Here is a 19,088-nt window from a genome sequence, read left to right on the forward strand (position 1 = left end):
CCGTTCTTTGAAAGTTTCCCAGAGCACCTGTGACAATGGGTGCATCGAGCGGACGCTGCTCCGCTGAGAATGGGACGCAACAAGGAGGGGATCGTATGAAAGACGGTTGCGGTAACGGGTCGTTTGGCGAAGCGGGTATATCGAGGCGCACGTTTCTCGGAGGCAGTGCTGTAGCCTTTGGCACGATGGTGCTTTCAGGGGTTATGAGCGGGTGCTCTTCTTCGGGGGAAGGTGGCAAGCAGGGCGCGCAAGGACCCGTCGACGGCGAGCAAGTGCTGTATGAGCTCTATGATACGGACATCCTTATCATCGGCGGCGGCCTTGCCGGCTCTCATGCGGCGCTTCAGGCTTACAAGCAGGGACAAGACGTCGTGGTGGTGGAGAAAGCACCTTTCCATTTCGGGGGAGCATGCGGATACAATTGGTGCAATTGGGTGAACTTCATCCAGACCGATACGCCATGGGACAAGTCCGAAGACTTCGTCCTGAACGAGCTTACGAACAAGAAGATCGCCAAGGCGACTCACGAGGCATTTTCCGTCGAGGATCGCAATCTTCTCTTGCGTTATGCGCAGGAAGGGAACAATCTGTTTATGCGAGACGAGACGGGCGCGTTCGTCCCCGGCCTCGACATGCCCGGGTACCCGCTTTTCGGAACCTTCAATGGCTTTCCTCGTTACTTTACCGACTCGGTAGAGCGATCAGGTGCTCGTATCTTCGATCAAACTATGATTACTGATGTCATTATTGAAGACGGCGCGTGCATAGGCGCTATCGGATTGCATATTCCTACCGGGACGGTGCGCGCGTTTCGAGCCAAGTCGACGATTTCCTGCACAGGCGCAAGCTCGTGGGTGTATGGGTGGAATACAGTAGCGGCCACTTCCATCAACTCACCGGACAATACGGGCGATGTCGATGCCGCAGCTTATCGACGAGGCGCGGCCTTGCAGGATTCGGAGTTCTTCCAGTTCGATCTCATCAGCATGTATCCGACCGGTCTTGCAGCTACGTTCGTAGGCGGTATCGGCGCCGACAACCTATGCTGCGAGTACATTTGCGATGCGAACGACAACTACTTCTTCAGAGGGATGGACTACTCGACGCTCGACCGCATCACGTTCACGCGAACGATTGCCAAGGCTATCCACGATGGCGGAGGGTCGCCCAACGGCGGCGTGTACGTGGATTTCTCGAGCCCTGAGGCTTTCGCGGCTATGGGGGAAGTCTACCGTCGCAACGTTACCTTGTGGAAAGAGGTGTTCGGCATAGACGTATCCTCTTCCAAGCTCGAATGCGCGCTTGAAACGTACGAGCACGGTGGAAATCCGCGTGTGGACGAGAGCCTGATGGTCGAGGGCATGCCGGGGTTGTTCTGCGCCCGCGGCGGCGGCGTCTCGGGTGCTCAAGGGGGCACTTCGGTCAATGTCGCATACCGAGACGGATCCTATGCGATGATGAAGGCGATTGAATACGCCGAAGGACCGGGCAAGAACAAGCCGCAGTCGTTTACCTTCGCTTCGGTTGAAAAGGAAGTCGGGCGGTTGCACGAAATGCGTACGCGCCGATCCGGTGGCAAGCGCCCCCAGGAAATTACGCGCATGATTCAACGCGCCTGCTATCAAGCATGTCAGCCTACGCGGGAAACCGCGGCAATGAAAGAGGCCGTGGCGGAGCTCGAGCGCATCCGTGCGGAAGAACTGCCCAAAATGCAGCTCGGAGACGCCTCTCTGAACTACAACACCGACTGGAAGGCCGCTATCGAAGCTTACAACCTGCTCGACATTGCCGAAGCTAGTTCGAAAGCAGCTCTTATGCGCGAAGAAAGCCGTGGACATAGCTATCGACCTGAATTCCCGCAAGAAGACCCGGCAAAGTGGACGTGCAACATCGTCGCTAAAAACGTGGACGGCAAAATGCAGCTCGAAACCGTTCCCGTTGTCGAATTGGACTAGCTGCTGCTGTTTGCGCGCTTACGAGGAGGTAAGTTATGAAAATCAAGATTCAAAAGTACAATCCTTCGGTGGATCCCGCTCCTCATTTTGAGGAATACGAAATCACGCATACCGAGCATATGACTTTGCTCGAGGCGTTGGTTCAAGTTAACGATACGATAGAGCCCATTGCTTTCGACTACAGCTGTCGTGGACGCGTGTGCGGGCGGTGTGCTATGACGCTCAACGGGGTTCCTTGCCTCGCTTGCGTGACGCTGGTGGAAGATTCAGATAAAAACGAGGTTACCCCTCTTAAGCATTTCCCGGTAGTGCGCGATTTGATCGTGGACAAGACGAAGATTACCGACAGGGTGAGTCGAATTCTTGCGCGCCAGCGTGCTTTCGATCTTACGGTCGAAGAGGTGAAGGCTCCGGTCGACGCATCTTTGCCCAAGAAGCTCGAACCGCTTGAGTATTGCGCTCGTTGCGGCGTGTGCACGGCAGCTTGCCCTGTTGTGGAACAGAAAGGACTTAAATCCTATATTGGACCGACGGGCATGATTGCTATCGCAAATCGATTTTACGATCCGTACGATCAAGGGGACCGTGTGGTGGAGGCTGTGCAAAACGGCTTGTGGGAATGTATAGAATGCGGCATGTGCGATACCGTGTGCAAGGCGCTTGAGATCGATCACCTGTCGGTTTGGAAGGATCTTCGCGAAGCCGCCGAATCAGCCGGGTTGAATCCGCCTCGCTCTTAACGAGCTTCGATGTAGGTTTGAAATAGCCTGTTGATTTCCCAGCTCCGTTTCGCGACGGAGCTGGGTTGTATGCTGGCGCTCATCGTGAGTGTATACTGGAGGGGCCGTATGGGGATGCGGACGGAGGGGGCTATGAAGGCGGATTCTTGGGAGCCGAAAGGGCTTTTTGATGACGAGGATGTGCAGATGAAATTGCGCATCATGCACGCAGTCGATAGATCTCTCGATCAGGTTAAAGTGACGGATCTTTGCGAACGCGCAGGTATATCCCGACAGATGTTCTATCGGCATTTCGACAGTAAGTACAGCTTGCATTGGTGGTGGCCGACGCATGTTCACAAGTTCTATCTTATAGAGGTCGGTCGTACGATAGACTGGGAAACGGGGTATTTCCATCACTTGACCCTGCTGTCGCTTGAAAGCGATTTTTTTAAAGTAGCGACGCAATACACGCTTAACTGCCCGAGCGAGCGCAGCATCATGCCTCATTACAGAAAGTGCGCGTTGCTCGAAACCCTGCAAGATTACCGTCATATGGAGATTAGCGATGAACTTATGTTTTGCCTCGATAGATGGGTGAAAACTGAAACAGAGATACTCACTGAATGGTACCGCATGGGAACCATGCCCTCACCTCAGGAGGCTGCTGAAAAGTTGGCCCTTGCGGCTCCAAGAATGCTCTACGATGCGTTGCTGATGGATTGATCCCCGGTCGACTATCCTTGTGCCGCACGCAGCTCTTCAAGGGCTTCGGGCGGCGTGTAGCCGCACGTTCCGTCGCCTAGAGAAACCACTTCAACGGCGTCGCCTTCCTTGATTTGGCCGTCGGAAAGCGCAACGAAGAAAATTCCTTCGCGCGGGAAAATGCAGTCGCCGGCTAGGTGATAGATGGCGCATTTCGTGTGACAGACTTTCCCGATTTGGGAAAGCTCCAGAAGCACGTCATCGCCGATGCGCACATGTGTGCCCAAGGGCAAAGAAAGCAGATCGATACCTTCGGTGGTAACGTTTTCGGCGAAATCGCCTTCTGCCACGTCAAGGTCCATGGCACGAGCCTTCTCGATGGACTCCCAGGCTAGAAGCGAAACCTGTCGGTGCCAATCGCCGGCGTGCGCGTCGCCCGCCACGCCCTGATGCTCGATGACGGCAATAGGGGAGGTGCAAGGCGTTTTGCGCGTGCCTTTTCGTTTGGAGACGTTGACCGAGCGTACGCGGCCTCGCATGTTTCGATTTCGTTCTGCTTGCTCCATGACGTCCCCCTAAAAACTAGAAACTTACTAGGAAATAGAGTACTGATTTGACGGAAGAAGTCAAGGATGCTTCTTCCGTCCGGCCCACCGCGCCGCCGCGTTCGTCTGCGGCCTCGGCGCTTTCCGTGGAAACCGTCGCTTGGCCGCATGTTTGCGGTATCCTATTGCCATCAGGTACGATTGGGTGAAAGGGACCGGCGTGATCAACCGCTACACGCGCCCCGCAATGGGGGCCATCTGGGAGTTGCAGAACAAGTTCGAAATCTGGAAGGAGATCGAGGTGCTGGCGTGCGAAGCCCAAGCAGAGCTGGGCCAAGCGGGCATCACGAAGGAGGAGGCTGCGTGGATTCGCGCGCATGCCGATTTCACCGTGGAGCGCATCGACGAGATCGAGAAAGTGACGAACCACGACGTTATCGCCTTCACCACGAACATGGCCGAGTACATTGACGCTGACGTGCCGGAGGGCCAGGAACCTCCCAGCCGTTGGGTGCACTACGGCATGACTTCGTCCGACTTGGGAGATACCGCTTTATCGTACCAGGTCACGCAGGCTATCGACATCATTCTTGAGGACATCAAGCAACTGGGAGAAACGTGCAAGCGTCGTGCGTTCGAGTTCCAGAACACGCTGTGCGTCGGTCGCACGCACGGCATTCACGCCGAGCCTATGACGTTTGGCATGAAGTTCGGTAGCTGGGCTTGGGCGCTCAAGCGCGCGCAAACGCGCATGGAAGAGGCGCGCAACGTGGCGGCAACGGGCGCGATCAGCGGTGCGGTAGGAACGTATTCCAGCATCGATCCGTACGTGGAGCAGTACGTGTGCGAAAAGCTGGGCCTCACGCCCGACCCGCTGTCCACGCAGGTGCTCGCACGCGATCGTCATGCGCAGGTCATGGCTGGCCTTGCCGTGACGGCGTCTACGCTCGAAAGCATTGCCATGCAGGTGCGCTTGCTGCAGCAGTCCGACGTGATCGAGGCCGAAGAGCCGTTCACGAAGGGCCAGAAGGGCTCTTCCGCCATGCCTCACAAGCGCAATCCCATCACGGCCGAACGCGTCTGCGGCCTGGCGCGCGTGGTGAAGTCCAACGCGCAGGTGGCTTTCGACGACGTGGCCCTGTGGTACGAGCGCGACATCAGCCACTCCGGTGCCGAGCGCGTGGTGCTGGCCGACAGCTTCACGGCGCTTGACTACATGTTCGGCAAGATGCAGTGGATGCTGGACGGCTTGCAGACCTACCCCGCCAAGATGAAGCACAACCTGTGGCGCACCAAGGGTCTCATCTTCAGCTCGAAAGTGCTGCTTGCGCTGGTGGACACGGGGATCAGCCGCGAGGATGCGTACGTGATCGTGCAGCGCAACGCCATGAAGGTGTGGGAAGACATCCAGAATGCGGTGGACGGCCCCACGTACCGCGAGAACCTCGAGGCCGATCCCGAAGCCAAGTTGTCGAAGGAAACGCTCGACGAGATCTTTGATCCGTGGGACTTCCTTACCCGTAAGGACATCGTGTTCGATCGTCTTCAGGAGCTGGAGTTCTAGCTGATCGCCGGGACGCAAGATCGCATGGTAACGAAGGCCCTTCGCGTACGGAGGGCCTTCGTGGTTCATGGGCTGCCGGCCGGGGTTTGAATGCCTGCAAGTTGCGGAGCCTTCGCGATCGCTTCCGCGCGTTTCTGGCGTCGGATCCAGATGAAGCTGGCACGGCATCCCCGGTCTGCGCTCTCGAGCTAGTGTATAAAGCGGACTCTTTTTGCGCACATGAACAAACAGCGCAGGTCAGAGCTCTGGCGTTTTTCCGACGTCTAAAAGCGACGCACCGAGGGGAGCGCAAGCCCGTCGATTCGTGCCAAAATGCGGGCCGCGAGCCTCAAGTTGCGAACCGCAAGTTGCGAGCCTCAAGTTGCGAGCCTCAAGTCGCCCGCCGCAAGCGGCAAGCCCTGAATCGCATTCGACGGTGCGCCGACCTTCGGCTTCGGAACCGATCTGGGAATCGCTTGCAGCTTGTTCCCGGCTTACGCCGTCGGCGTCCACACGCGCACGCGGCAGCACTTCACGGGTTCGCCGCCAAGCGGAACGTGGTCGATGTTGGCGAACGTGACCACGGTGTCGTGCGATCCGGTGGAGGCAAGATACTCGCCGTAGTCGTCGGCTCCGCTCTCCACGTCGAACGCGAAGTACTCGTTGGTCGCAAAATCAACTCCGCATACGGCGGTCGTGGACTTCACCATGAAGTACTTGCCGCACCACGCTGGCGGGGCGGACGGCGCGCGGCCGAACCAGAACCACGGCGCGTTGCTGTAGTCGGCGTTCGTTGCGGCGGCGGTTGGGGTGTACGTGCCCACTTTGGAGATGCCGTCGCCGTAGTCGTACCCGGCATCGAACGAGAACGTGAATCCGGTTTTGCCGTACCCTGCCTCTAGCGGCTTCATCGAAACGGGAAGGGCTAACGAGTCTTTCACGTTGCCAGAATTTGCATCGATGCAGGTCAATTGATAGTGAATGGACGAGGTGTCGGTGCGGGGCGTGATGATCACGGAGTCGTTCGACGCATAGGGCGGCGTTGCCATGCGTCCGCGCGAGGTGTATACCACCTCGGTGTCGGATGCTCCCATGGTCGCACGCTTGAGCAGGGAGCTTTCCGCCTTCTTTGCGCCTTTCGGCTTGGGAAGCACTTGCCAGAACGCACGATTTCCAACTGCGGCGATGGACGGCGTCTCGTAGTCGGCGTTGCCTTCTTCAACCAGCACGGGCTCGCCTATGCTGGTGCCGGCGGAGCGCGCTGTGTAAATGCGCCAGATGCCGTCGAGGATGTCCGCCTCGGTCCAAACCAGTCCCGAAGACGTTGCGCGTACATCGTAGATCTCGAAGCCCTCGTCAAGGCCCACGGCTCCCTCCAGAACCGTGGTGGAGACGCCTGATCCCAAGGCCAGCAGGGCAACGTGCGTGAGTGGCTTGGCGCTTTCGGCGGGAAGCAGGCAAGCGGCTACGTGTTCGTCGTTCGCCCATACGAGCGTTCCGTAGGGCAGCTCGAAACTGCCGGTCAGGCTCATGCGCGTGCGGTAATCGTCCACGTTCGCGAGCGAGTCCGATGAGGTGACGGCACTAGCGGGGACTTTGAGTACGGTCAGGTCGGCGTCGGGGTCTTTCTCCATCTGCTGCGCGACCACGGCAGCTCCGCCGCCGACCGCGGCCAACGCGCCGATTCCCAGTGCGCCGAACAGGAAGTGCCGTCTTGTCAGCAGGATTTCTCCGCCGCTTGGCGTGGGGATGCGCGGGCCGCTCGTATTGCCGCCGGTGGTTGCGCGGGGAGTTGCGTGGCTTGTGCCGGGAGAGGTCGTGCGTCGATGAGCCCCGCCGGATCTGACGTTGGTGCTGCCGGTTCCGTACCCGGCAACGTTGCCGACGCTCGGGGCTGCTCCGCGGCTGCTGCCCCCGCTTCCGGTGCCGAATCCTGCGACGTTGCCTACATGCCCGCCGCGCGCATTGGCCTTGCCGCCCGCGTAAAGCGGTGCGCTCTCCGAGGCGGCGCGCCTGTTCGCGCGTCGTTTCGATGCCGTGCTGGGTTTGGCGTGATTAGCGTGTGTTGATCTGCGGGTTACCATGGTGTTTATTGTGTCATTTCCTGTACAGGTTCAAGTGCCCTCTCGCGTAATTGCTACAATAAACGCAAACACGACCACCGCGTTTTCACCTGGTCGCTTTAGAGGAAGCGGGCCACGGCGGTGGTAGCCACCGAGCTTGAGGAGTGATCCATGAGCAACGAAACACGACGCATCTTGCTGGTTGAAGATGAAAAGGCCATCCGCGATGCGGTGACCGCGTATCTCGAGCGCGAGAATTACTGGGTAACGGCAGTCGGCGACGGCCAGGAAGCCCTCGAAGAATTTTCAAAGCACCATTTCGATCTGGTTATTCTTGACCTGATGCTGCCTCGCGTTCCGGGCGAGCGCGTCTGCCGCGCCATCCGCGACAATTCCGATGTGCCCATTATCATGCTGACGGCCAAGGGCGAAGTTGAAGACCGCATCATCGGTCTGGAGCTGGGCGCTGACGACTATCTGGTAAAGCCGTTCAGCCCGCGCGAACTGGTTGCCCGCGCTCGCGCGCTTCTGCGTCGCGTGCATGCCGATTCGGAGCCTCAGCGCGAGGTTTTGGAGTTTGGCGAGCTTACCATTGACGTTTCGGGCCACAAAGTGCTTGTCAACAATGAGGAAATCGACCTGACCGCGAGCGAGTTCAAGTTGCTCACAACGCTGTCCCGTTATCCGGGTCGCGTGTATTCGCGCATGGAATTGGTCGAGAAGGTCCTCGGTTACGACTTCGAGGGCTACGAGCGCACTATCGATTCGCACGTGAAGAACCTTCGCGCGAAGATCGGCGACAACCCGCGTAGCCCGAAGTGGCTGCACACGGTGCATGGCGTGGGCTATCGCTTTGAAGACCCCACGAAGGTCTCCCAGTAGCCTGTAGCGCATCGTGAGCGACGCAATCAACGAACAAGCTTCGACCGGAACGTCCGCTTCTTCCGATAGATCGGCAGAACGCGTGACGGTCGAAGCCGATTCCGGTACAACCGGACCTGTTGTTGTGCCCCACACCGGGGCCGGCAGGAAGCGCGGCCAGAAAATCCTTTCGTGGGAGAACCTGACCTACACGACGCGCGTCACCGCCGCCTTTGCGTTTATCGCCGTAATGACGGCGCTTGTCGCCATTGGCGTGCTTTCTTTCGTTTGGGAGCAGCATTTCCAGACGTACTCCCAGGACAACATGAAGTCCCTGGCGGAAAACACCGCTCATAAAATCGAAGAGTCGTACCGCGAAACGGGTACGCTTTACAGCCGGGACGTGCAGGCTATTGCCGAATACGCCCAAAGCTTGAGCAGCGGCGTGGGCATTGTGGTGGTTGACAACATCGGGCAATCGGAAGTTTACAACTCCACGCGCATGAAGATGGGGAACTCCGCCAGTCCTGCTCCGAACGACGGGCCTTCTTTCGATGGCGGTCCGTCGCTTGCTCCGGGCGTGAATTTCAACGGCATGGAGCATGCGAACATCATCGTTGACGGCGTGGCTATCGGGTCCGTGCGCGTATGGGTGTACGGATCGGAGACTTTGGTCACGCAGGCCGACGAGGAGTTCCGCAACAATTCCTACCAGGCGATGGTATTCGCCGCAGTGCTGGCCATCGTGCTGGCCTCGTGCATCGGCTTCTTGTTCGCGCGCACGCTGGTCGGCCCTATCAACCGCATGACCAGTACGGCAAAGGCCATCAAGGAAGGCGACCTGTCCGCCCGAACCGATTTGCACGGCGAGGACGAGATCGCGCGGTTGGGCGAGACGTTCGACGCCATGGCCGATTCCATCGAGCGCGACCGCGAATTGGAGCGCCGCCTGACCACCGACGTTGCCCATGAGCTGCGCACGCCGCTCATGGCCATCCAGTCGACGGTCGAGGCTATGGTGGACGGCGTGTTCGCTGCCGACGAGGAGCGCCTGGAAACGGTGAACTCTGAGGTTCAGCGCCTATCTCGCCTGGTCGATGCCATTCTGCGCCTGTCTCGCTTGGAGAGCCGCTCCACTCCCATGAAGAAAGAAATCGTGGACGTGGGCGAGTTGATCAACGGCATCGTGTCCACGCACGAAGCGTTCGTGTCCGACTCGGGGCTTACGCTGTCCTACGAAATGGAGCGCAACGTGTGCGTGCTCGGCGATGCCGACATGATTCGCCAGGCAACCGCCAACCTCATTTCGAACGCGGTGCGCTATACGCCCGAAGGCGGTCATATCTCTGTACGCGTGAGGCGCGGCGAGATCATGGCGGCTATTCAAGTGGAGGACACGGGCATCGGCCTGTCGCCCGAGGAGGCCAAAATGGTGTTCTCGCGGTTCTGGCGAGCGGACGCCGGGCGCACGCGCGAAAGCGGCGGTTTGGGCATTGGCCTGTCCGTGGTGAAAGAGATCGTGGATCGTCATCACGGATGGGTTCAGGTGGAGGGCGCCAAGGGCAGGGGAGCGTGCTTCACCATTCATATTCCGCTGTATAAGGACGAGGGGCAGCAAAAGGGCCAAAAAGCGCAAAAATCACGTGGAAAGTCCCGTAAAGACCAGAAATAGCCATTGAAATAGACGATAATAACGTAGGTTGAGGGAACTATCGCGCGCGAGCTATCCGGCTCGCGCTGCGTTGTTGAGAGAGCAATGAAAGGACCGGCATGACGGGGATTGACATCAAGCCCGATGCGCAGGGTAAAGTGCGCGATCTGTACGATCTGGGCGACAAGCTGCTGCTGGTGGCGACGGATCGTATTTCTGCGTTCGACTACATCCTGGAAGACGAAATTCCGCACAAAGGCGCGGTGCTCACGCAGCTGTCGTGCTTTTGGTTCGAGCTTTTGGACGGCGTGGTGGAAAACCACCTGATTTCCGCCGACGTCGAGGACCTTCCCGAGCAGTTCAAGCCCTATGCCGACTACCTGCGCGGACGCTTTATGCTGGTCAAGAAGGCCGAGATGTTCCCTTCCGAGTGCATCGTGCGCGGCTATCTGGCCGGCAGCGGCCTCAAGGAGTACCAGAAGCAGGGCACCGTGTGCGGCATCGACTTGCCCGAGGGCCTGGTGAATTCGTCGAAGCTTCCCCAGCCCATCTTCACGCCGTCCACGAAGGCCGAGATCGGCGACCATGACGAGAACATCAGCTTCGATCGCTTGGTCGAGATCATTGGCGAAGACGATGCGACGCAGCTGCGCGATCTGTCTTTGAAGGTGTACACCACGGCGCGCGACCATGCCGAGAAGCAGGGCATCGTGATTGCCGACACCAAGTTCGAGTTTGGCCGCCTGGACGGCAGGATCATCTTGGCAGACGAAGTGCTGACGCCCGACTCGTCCCGCTTCTGGCCGGGCGACGAATACGCCGAAGGCAAGGATCAGCCCAGCTTCGACAAGCAGTTCGTGCGCGATTGGCTGACCGCGAACTGGGATAAGACGGGCAACCCGCCGCGCCTTCCTCAGGACGTTATCGAGAAGACCAGCCAAAAGTACATCCAAGCCTACGAGAAGATCACGGGCCGCGCGTTCGCGTACTAGCCGCGCCCGCTTCGTCGAATCGCAAGTAACCAACAAGGAGCAACAAACTCATGACCCAACGCAATCCCATGAACGACCGGTACCAGACTGACGAGCATCAGGGACAAACGCGCAAGAGCGCTGCGTCCGCGAAGCCCAAGTCCAAGGCCGCGGCTTCGGTGCGCGTGCAGCCCACTCAGAAGACCAAGCAGCAGAAGAAGGCCGAGCAAAAGGCCGCTCGCGCAAAGCAGTCGCAGATCGATCGCCAGTACTACAATCCGCCTACGCCCCAGTACAAGAGGCTGCGCAAGATCTGGTGGGGGCTTTTGATCGGCGCGATCGCCTTGACGGCCCTTTCGTGGGTTGGCCGTTCCTTCCTGCCGGAAGTGGGGACGTACATTTCGTTGGGCTTGGCGTACGCCTGCATCATCGGCGCGCTGTACGTGGACTTCTCGAAGATCCGCAAGGTTCGCCGTGCCTATCAAGAAGAGATGATGAGCAAGAAGTCCAAGGAGATGCGCGCGCAGGAAAAGAAGGCCAAGGCTGCTCAGCGCGCCGCGAAGCAGCAGGAGGCTGAAACGCCGGAGGTTGCCGAAGAGGCTCCGAAGAAGCGCGGGCTGTTCGGCAGCGGCTTCAGGCTGAAGAAGGCCGAGGAGACGAAGGCCACCGAGCAGGATGCGAAGCCTGCGCAAGATTCCAAAAAGTAAGGGGACCCCATGGTTTCTCGTGTCTACGTAGAAAAGAAGCCCGGTTTTGACGTGGAAGCCCAGCAGCTTGCGCATGAGCTGCGCAGCATTTTGGGCGTCGAGGGGCTTGAGAGCGTGCGTTTGGTGAATCGCTACGATGTGGAAGGCGCAAGCGACGAGCTGTTCGCCCAGTGCGTTCCCACCGTGTTCAGCGAGCCTCAGTCCGACACCGCGACGTTCGAGCTTCCGCAGGCTGATGGCGCGCACGTGTTCGCCGTGGAGTACTTGCCGGGCCAGTTCGATCAGCGCGCCGACTCGGCAAGCGAGTGCATGCAGCTGATCAGCCAGGGCGAGCGTCCCGACGTGCGCAGCGCGAAGGTGTACGTGCTGTCCGGCAACCTTTCGAACGAGGACGTCGAAGCTATCAAGCAGTACGTGATCAACCCCATCGAGGCGCGCGAGGCGTCGCTCGAAGAGCGCGACACGCTCAAGATGGAGCAGCCGGTTCCCGGCATGGTGGAGACGATCGAGGGCTTCCTTGATTTGGACGAGGCAGGGCTGGCGGCGTTCATAGCCGATCGCGGGTTGGCAATGGACCTGGCCGACATCGTGTTCTGCCAGCAGTATTTCGCCGAAGAGGGCCGCAATCCCACCATCACCGAGATCAAGATGATCGATACGTACTGGTCGGACCACTGCCGTCATACTACGTTCGGCACCGAGCTCACGAACGTCGAAATCAACGACGCGGCGGTGCGCGCGGCGTTTGAGAAGTACCTGGACATGCGTCATGAGCTGGGCCGCGATCATAAGCCGGTGTGCCTTATGGACATGGGCACCATCGGCGCTCGGTACCTGAAGTCGAAGGGCGTGCTGACCGGCCTTGACGAGTCCGAAGAGATCAACGCCTGCACCGTGAAGGTCAAGGTCGACGTGGACGGCGAAGAGCAGGATTGGCTCTACCTGTTCAAGAACGAGACGCATAACCATCCGACGGAGATCGAGCCGTTCGGCGGCGCGGCCACCTGCGTGGGCGGTGCCATTCGCGACCCGCTTTCGGGCCGCAGCTACGTGTACCAGGCCATGCGCGTGACGGGTGCGGCCGATCCGCTGGTGCCCGTGTCCGAAACGCTGCCGGGCAAGCTGCCGCAGCGCAAGCTGGTGACCACGGCTGCCGCAGGCTATTCGTCGTACGGCAACCAGATTGGCTTGACCACCGGCCAGGTGAACGAACTCTACCATCCCGGGTACGCGGCAAAGCGCATGGAGATCGGCGCGGTCGTGGGCGCTACGCCGGCTGACCACGTGCGCCGCGAAACGCCGGCGCCGGGCGACGTGATCGTGCTTCTGGGCGGGCGCACGGGTCGTGACGGCATCGGCGGGGCTACGGGCTCCTCGAAGGCCCACAACCTTGATTCCCTTGAAAGCTGCGGCGCCGAGGTCCAGAAGGGCAACGCGCCTGTCGAGCGCAAGATTCAGCGCCTGTTCCGCCGCGGCGACGCGTGCCGGCTTATCAAGCGCTGCAACGACTTCGGCGCGGGCGGCGTGTCCGTGGCGGTGGGAGAGCTGGCCGATGGCCTGTTCATCAACTTGAACAAGGTTCCCAAGAAGTACGACGGACTGGATGGCACCGAGCTGGCAATCTCGGAAAGCCAGGAGCGCATGGCCGTGGCGCTGGCGCCCCAAGACGTCGATGCGTTCCTGGCGCTTGCGCGCGAGGAGAACCTCGAGGCTACGCCTATCGCCGAGGTCACTGAAGAAGCGCGCGTGCGCATGGTCTGGAACGACAAGACCATCGTGGACGTGAGCCGCGATTTCCTGTCCAGCAACGGCGCGCCGAAGCATCAGGACGTGCGCGTGGTCGAAGGCGGCCGCTACGAGCGCTCTTGGCCGGGCTCCACGCTGGCCGAGCGCATGCAGGCGCTGGTCACGGACATCAACGTTTGCTCGAACAAGGGCCTGTCCGAGCGCTTCGACTCCACTATCGGCGCGGCTACCGTGCTCATGCCGTTCGGCGGAAAGCACCAGCTTACGCCGAGCATGGCTATGGTTGCCAAGCTGCCCGTAGATGGCGAGACCACCACGTGCAGCGGCATGTCCTGGGGATTCAACCCGTACCTGACCGAAGCGAACCAGTTCACCGGTTCGTACGTTGCAGTGGTGGAGAGCGTGGCGAAGCTGGTGGCTGCGGGCTTTTTGCGCAAGGACATGTACCTGACGTTCCAAGAGTATTTCGAGCGCCTGCGCGACGAACCCGAGCGCTGGGGCAAGCCCGCGGCGGCGGTTCTGGGGTCGCTGATGGCTCAGATCGATCTGGGCGTGGGTTCGATCGGCGGCAAGGACTCCATGAGCGGCAGCTTCGAAACGCTGGACGTGCCGCCCACGCTGGTGTCGTTTGCGACGGCGGTGGGTTCGGTCGAGCGCGCGACGTCGCCCGAATTCAAGGCCGCCGGCAATCGTGTGGTGCGCATTGCCCCGCGTTACGCCGAGGACGGCGTCACGCCGCAGATCGATGGATTGCTGGAGGCTATTGCCCTGGTCGAGCGCCTGATCGGCGACGGCGCGGCTTTGTCCGTGTCTACGCCCGGATATGGCGGCACGGCGGAATCCCTGTTCAAGATGTGCGTTGGCAACGGGATTGGCGTGAAGCTGGCCGATTGCGTGCAGGCCGATCAGCTGTTCGCTCCCGCTTACGGCAGTTTCCTGGTGGAGATGCCCGCGTGCGTCGAACTGCCGGATGCAAGCGATGCCGTGTGCGTGTCCGAGCTGGGCCAGACCGTTGACGAGTACGTGTTCGAGGCTGCTGGCGAATCGATCGACCTTGCCGGTTTGCAGGAGGCATGGGAAGGCGCGTTGGAGCCGGTGTTCCCGTATCGTGCCCAGGGCGAGCCGGTCAAGGCCGTGAGCTTCACGAACGGCGCTCCGCTTGTGTACAACGGTACCATCGCGAAGCCGCGCGTCATCATCCCGGTGTTCCCGGGCAACAACTGCGAATACGACTCCGCCCGCGCGTTCGAGCGCGCAGGTGCTGTGGCCGAGACGTTCGTCATCAACAACCTGACGCCCGAGGCGGTTGCCGAAAGCACGGCGGAGCTGGTTCGCCTTATCAAGAACAGCCAGATCATCATGCTTCCGGGCGGTTTCTCCGGCGGCGACGAGCCTGACGGTTCGGCGAAGTTCATCACGGCGTTCTTCCGCGCTCCGGCAGTGACGGAAGCCGTGCGCGATCTGCTGCAGAATCGCGACGGCCTTATGCTGGGCATCTGCAACGGTTTCCAGGCGCTTGTGAAGCTGGGGCTGGTGCCGTACGGCGATATTCGCCCGATGGACGAGGATTGCCCCACGCTTACGTTCAACAACATCGGCCGTCACCAGAGCCGTTTGGTGCGCACGCGCGTGGCGTCGAATCTGTCGCCTTGGATGAGCCGGTGCGAAGTGGGCGACATCCATACAGTGGCGATCAGCCATGGCGAAGGCCGGTTCGTCGCGAGTCCTGAACTGCTCGAACGTATGGCTGCCAACGGCCAGATCGCCGCGCAGTACGTTGACGATCAGGGCGCGCCTTCCATGGGCTTGGATGTGAACCCGAACGGGTCCGCTTGGGCGGTCGAGGCTATCACCAGCCCCGATGGTCGTGTTCTGGGCAAGATGGGCCATACCGAGCGCAGCGGTTACAGCCTGTACAAAAACGTGCCCGGCAACCTGTACCAGCCCCTGTTCGAGGGCGGCGTGGGTTACTTCACGGATTAATCGATTCCGCGTACAGCGTGTTCGCAGGGGTCGGCGTACTCACGAGGTGCGTCGGCCCTTGTTGCATTGACGGGTCGCTTTTCCTGCCAAATGGGTGAAGTTGTCGGGGCGATCGTCGGCCTCGGTTTACGAGGCGTTCTTCGTTTTCGGCGCAAGCCAGCCCGCAACGCCTCGCGCTGCGTCGTGGGCGATCAGGTTGGTCAGCGTGCCCAGCGCGCTTACCAGAATGTCCCGGTTCGCCTGATCGAGCGCTTTGGCGGCTTCGACCAGCAAGGCTATGGACTTCACCCCGCCCATCAGGATGTCTGCGGCATCGAGCGCGCTCGATGCTTCGATGGCCCTGAACGCGGCCTCGACCACCTGCCGGGTTTTCTCGGGGGAGAACCCGGCCAGCCATTGCTCCATGATCGCGTGGGTCGAGAGGGACGAATCTGCCAGCTGATCAGCGTAGACGAAATCGGTTCCCTTAACTTCCCAGTTCAGCACGCTGTGCTGCATCATACCGTGATCTGCGCTGTGCACCACGTGCAGGGGCAGTTCACGCGGCGTTTCCAGAAGCATTCCCACGATGCACTCTTGCGGCACCGTCTTGTGCACGCGATCGCGGATGATCGAGAACGCGCGGTCGTCGACGGCTCCCGCCCGAAAGCCGGGGCCATCGTGGTCGTATATGCGTTCGATACGCTCTTGGACTTTCGGCGTTGCATGCAGAGCTGCGTATTCGGCCAGGTTTCCGCCTTTGGAATGGCCTCCTAGATACAGCCGCTGCGGCAGGCGGGGCGCGACGGCTTCCAGGTAGCGAACAGCCAGGTCTTGCGCGGGAACAGGGAATTGGTAGGTCATGTTGAAGTTCTCGCGCCATCCAGTGAACGACCGATCGGTGCCGCGAAACCCCACGTAGGCGAACTTTTTGCCGCAAACGAACGTCATGGCGGCGAATTGGGTTTGCGTCGCCTCGTCGAACACGCTTGCGCAGTCCTGTACGGTCATAGTGCGAAAGCGCGGGCTGGCTGCAAGGGCCAGCATGTTGTTTTTCACGGGCTCGGGCACCAGGCCCGTGAACAGGCTGTCGTAATGCTCCGCCCGCAGCGCGTCGGTGAAGCGCACGGGCCGTACGGGACGGAGGCGATCCGCGACGGCTGCTCGAAGGCTCGGAGGTTCGCTCCATGCGCGTTTCATAGGGGCGATGTCTTCCATGCGAACCATGCAGAACTGCGAAAGGGCCGCTGAATCTACCGGGTTGAACGGCTTCTCGTCGAAGGATGCGAATTCCGTTGCCAGGTAATCGAGGATGTTCATGCGCGCTCCTTCAGGGCAGATCGACCGCTTGGTGCCTGCCTCTAGTGTAGCGCACCAGCTTCCTGCACGCGGTGAGGGCCGCTTTTATATGGGAAGGCCCCGACTGCTGAATGAGCTGCGCAGCCGGGGCCTTGAGAAACGTCGAGCACCGTTGTCTTACGCGTAGATTTCCTTTTCCACCACCAGGTCGTTCTTGATCTTGCCGACCAGTTTCTGCAAGGCGTCGATGCAGTTGGGGCGGATGTCGGCGCCGATCAGAACGTACATGATGGAGTCGCCCACGCCCAGCACTCCCTCGTTCAGCCATACGCGCACGTAGTATACGCCCGGCCAGGTCAGAGCTTCCTCAACGGCTGCATCTACGCCAGCGGCGTCGTAGGAGAACTCCACCTGCGCAACGTCGCCCAGCCCTTCGACGCCTTCGCGTACCTGCTGTTTCGGGGTGATGCGCACCACGCCGTTGTGGGTGAGAAACATGCCGCACTGAGCGGCCTTCGGATCCTGCTTCGCTTCCTTGAGCCACTGATCGATAGAGGGTTCCTGCTTGGCCATGAGCGAGCTCCTTTCTGTCTGTGCTGCATAGTATACTCTATTGAGGATTATAGAAGCTATAAAGTCATAGCAAGTTGATAGGGAAAAGTTGCCTTTTTTACGGATGGAGCTCAACCCTACAGAGGTGCGGCGTGCGTGCAAGGCTTCGTGTTTTGCTGCGCATTCCGGTTCGCCTGCGCCCCGTGCGCCGATGCGGGCTTCGCCCGGAAGCGCGGTGGCTGAAGCGACTTGGCGGCGCACGGCTTTCTCCTGGCTTCAGGGTATCCATTCTACGAAAATTTACGCTCTGCACCCGGGGAAATGCAGCAAGGCTGGTAGTATGAACCCCAATCACAACAGCCGGCGACGGGCCGGCTCTGCCGACGGGCAGGTCGGCGACATCAAGGGAAGCAAACAGGCAGAAAGGTAGGCGGACCTATGGCTTTGCCCGCATCCGATTTGAGCAAGCAGCCCGACAACCGTACCACCATGGAGCTGGGCGCGGTGCTGCCGCGTACCGCCGAAGTGCGCGACGACCACTTGTACGTAGGCGGCGTCGACATGGTGGAGCTGGCGCGCGAGCAGGGCACGGCTTTGTACGTCATGGACGAAGCGGACATGCGCAGCCGCATGGAGTCCTACCGCGAGGCGTTCCGCAGCCGCTATCAGAATTCCGATATCGTGTATGCCAGCAAGGCGTTTCTCAATAAAGAAGCGGCTCGCATGGTGGCCGACGAGGGCCTGTGCCTTGACGTATCGGGCGGTGGCGAGCTGGCTATCGCGCGTGCAGTGGATTTTCCGGCCGAGCGCGTGTTCATGCATGGCAACAACAAGACGCCGCGCGAGCTGCGCGAAGCCATCCAGGCGGGTGTCGGCCGCATCATCATCGACAGTCGCATCGAACTCAAGCGCATCTCCGAGATCGCCGGTGAGCTGGGCGTCGAGCAGCCTATCTACATGCGCATCACGCCAGGCGTCGAGGCCGACACGCATCAGTATATTCGCACGGGTTGCGAGGACTCGAAGTTCGGCTTCACCATGCGCGAGGATTTTGCGTTCGGTTGCGTGAAGGACGTGCTGGCTGCGCCGAACGTGCGTTTGGCGGGCCTGCATTGCCACATTGGCTCGCAGATCTTCTCGCTGCACTCCTACCCCGAGGCCGTCGAGGTCATGGTGGACCTTATGGCCCGCATCGAGCAAGAGTACGGTTATCGCATCGAGGAATTGGATGTGGGCGGCGGTCTGGGCATTGCCTATACGGCTGACGACAAGCCGGCCTCCATCGACGAGTTCGCCGAAACGGTGACCTCGTCCGTGCTCGCCGCATGCCAGAAGTACGGCGTGGCTGAGCCGCGTCTGCTCACCGAGCCGGGCCGCAGCCTGGTGGCTACCGCCGGTGTAACGCTGTACACGGTGGGCATTATCAAAACCCTGCCGAACATTCGCAAGTACGTGGCGGTTGACGGCGGCATGTCCGACAACATTCGCACGGCGCTGTACCACGCCGATTACGAGCCGGTCATCGCCAACAAGGCGGGGCAGCCGCGTACCGAGATCGTCACTATTGCGGGCAAGCATTGCGAAAGCGGCGACGCCGTGGTCATCGACATGCCAATCCAGCATCCTGACCTGGGCGATATCGTTGCTGTCTTCGGTACGGGCGCGTACTGCTACACTATGGCAAGCAACTACAACGGCCAGCCGAGGCCGGCCGTCGTGTTCGTGAAGGACGGCGAAGCGCGCGTGGTTACGCGCCGCGAGACGTACGATGATCTGATGAGCCGGGACATTTAGGAAAGGGAGAGCGAC

14 protein-coding genes are annotated in these 19,088 nt (G+C 60.3%); 10 read left to right on the forward strand and 4 right to left on the reverse strand.

Features of this window, described 5'->3' with window-relative positions:
- Positions 1-95 precede the first annotated feature (95 nt).
- The 3 genes from LG373_RS10985 to LG373_RS10995 all read left to right on the forward strand — a co-directional run bounded on the left by LG373_RS10985 (position 96) and on the right by LG373_RS10995 (position 3,400).
- The gene (locus LG373_RS10985; RefSeq protein WP_114567844.1) at positions 96-1,955 is read left to right on the forward strand and encodes an FAD-dependent oxidoreductase; all 1,860 of its coding nucleotides are present in this window, start codon (positions 96-98) and stop codon (positions 1,953-1,955) included.
- A gap of 35 nt (positions 1,956-1,990) precedes the next feature.
- Positions 1,991-2,695: a succinate dehydrogenase/fumarate reductase iron-sulfur subunit gene (locus LG373_RS10990; RefSeq protein WP_225749793.1), complete on the forward strand. Its 705-nt coding sequence runs from the start codon at positions 1,991-1,993 to the stop codon at positions 2,693-2,695.
- 132 nt (positions 2,696-2,827) lie between these two features.
- Positions 2,828-3,400 (forward strand): TetR/AcrR family transcriptional regulator, encoded by a 573-nt coding sequence (locus tag LG373_RS10995; protein ID WP_114567856.1) that lies wholly within the window; start codon positions 2,828-2,830, stop codon positions 3,398-3,400.
- Positions 3,401-3,411: 11 nt separating this feature from the next.
- Here the strand turns inward: LG373_RS10995 and LG373_RS11000 are convergent, their stop codons facing one another.
- A complete protein-coding gene (locus LG373_RS11000; RefSeq protein ID WP_216529217.1) occupies positions 3,412-3,945 on the reverse strand; it encodes an MOSC domain-containing protein in 534 nt (177 codons plus the stop codon).
- 199 nt (positions 3,946-4,144) lie between these two features.
- Between LG373_RS11000 and purB the strand changes: the two genes are divergently transcribed.
- Positions 4,145-5,488 carry an adenylosuccinate lyase gene (gene purB / locus LG373_RS11005; protein ID WP_114567841.1) on the forward strand — a complete coding sequence of 448 codons (1,344 nt, stop codon included), beginning with the start codon at positions 4,145-4,147 and terminating at the stop codon, positions 5,486-5,488.
- 473 nt (positions 5,489-5,961) lie between these two features.
- On the opposite strand, the gene LG373_RS11010 is transcribed toward purB, so the two are convergent.
- Positions 5,962-7,551: a Tat pathway signal protein gene (locus LG373_RS11010; RefSeq protein WP_225749794.1), complete on the reverse strand. Its 1,590-nt coding sequence runs from the start codon at positions 7,549-7,551 to the stop codon at positions 5,962-5,964.
- Positions 7,552-7,701: 150 nt separating this feature from the next.
- On the opposite strand from LG373_RS11010, the gene LG373_RS11015 reads away from it, so the two are divergent.
- The 5 genes from LG373_RS11015 to LG373_RS11035 all read left to right on the forward strand — a co-directional run bounded on the left by LG373_RS11015 (position 7,702) and on the right by LG373_RS11035 (position 15,449).
- A complete protein-coding gene (locus LG373_RS11015; RefSeq protein WP_103264709.1) occupies positions 7,702-8,412 on the forward strand; it encodes a response regulator transcription factor in 711 nt (236 codons plus the stop codon).
- Positions 8,413-8,494: 82 nt separating this feature from the next.
- Positions 8,495-10,063, forward strand: coding sequence for a cell wall metabolism sensor histidine kinase WalK (locus LG373_RS11020; RefSeq protein WP_225749795.1), 1,569 nt, complete (start codon positions 8,495-8,497; stop codon positions 10,061-10,063).
- Between the two features lie 98 nt (positions 10,064-10,161).
- Positions 10,162-11,034, forward strand: a complete 873-nt coding sequence (locus tag LG373_RS11025; protein ID WP_216529220.1) for a phosphoribosylaminoimidazolesuccinocarboxamide synthase — start codon at positions 10,162-10,164, stop codon at positions 11,032-11,034.
- A gap of 50 nt (positions 11,035-11,084) precedes the next feature.
- Complete coding sequence (locus LG373_RS11030; protein ID WP_114567838.1) at positions 11,085-11,720, forward strand: hypothetical protein; 636 nt, start codon at positions 11,085-11,087, stop codon at positions 11,718-11,720.
- A 9-nt stretch (positions 11,721-11,729) separates the two neighbouring features.
- A complete protein-coding gene (locus LG373_RS11035; protein WP_225749796.1) occupies positions 11,730-15,449 on the forward strand; it encodes a phosphoribosylformylglycinamidine synthase in 3,720 nt (1,239 codons plus the stop codon).
- 126 nt (positions 15,450-15,575) lie between these two features.
- Here LG373_RS11035 and LG373_RS11040 read toward each other — a convergent pair whose 3' ends face one another.
- Positions 15,576-16,748: an Mbeg1-like protein gene (locus tag LG373_RS11040; RefSeq protein ID WP_225749797.1), complete on the reverse strand. Its 1,173-nt coding sequence runs from the start codon at positions 16,746-16,748 to the stop codon at positions 15,576-15,578.
- 156 nt (positions 16,749-16,904) lie between these two features.
- A complete protein-coding gene (locus LG373_RS11045; RefSeq protein WP_114567835.1) occupies positions 16,905-17,300 on the reverse strand; it encodes a molybdenum cofactor biosynthesis protein MoaE in 396 nt (131 codons plus the stop codon).
- 417 nt (positions 17,301-17,717) lie between these two features.
- On the opposite strand from LG373_RS11045, the gene lysA reads away from it, so the two are divergent.
- Positions 17,718-19,073 (forward strand): diaminopimelate decarboxylase, encoded by a 1,356-nt coding sequence (gene lysA / locus LG373_RS11050; RefSeq protein WP_114567834.1) that lies wholly within the window; start codon positions 17,718-17,720, stop codon positions 19,071-19,073.
- Positions 19,074-19,088 lie beyond the last annotated feature (15 nt).

The organism is Paraeggerthella sp. Marseille-Q4926 (assembly GCF_916618935.1).
Taxonomy (GTDB): domain Bacteria; phylum Actinomycetota; class Coriobacteriia; order Coriobacteriales; family Eggerthellaceae; genus Paraeggerthella; species Paraeggerthella hominis.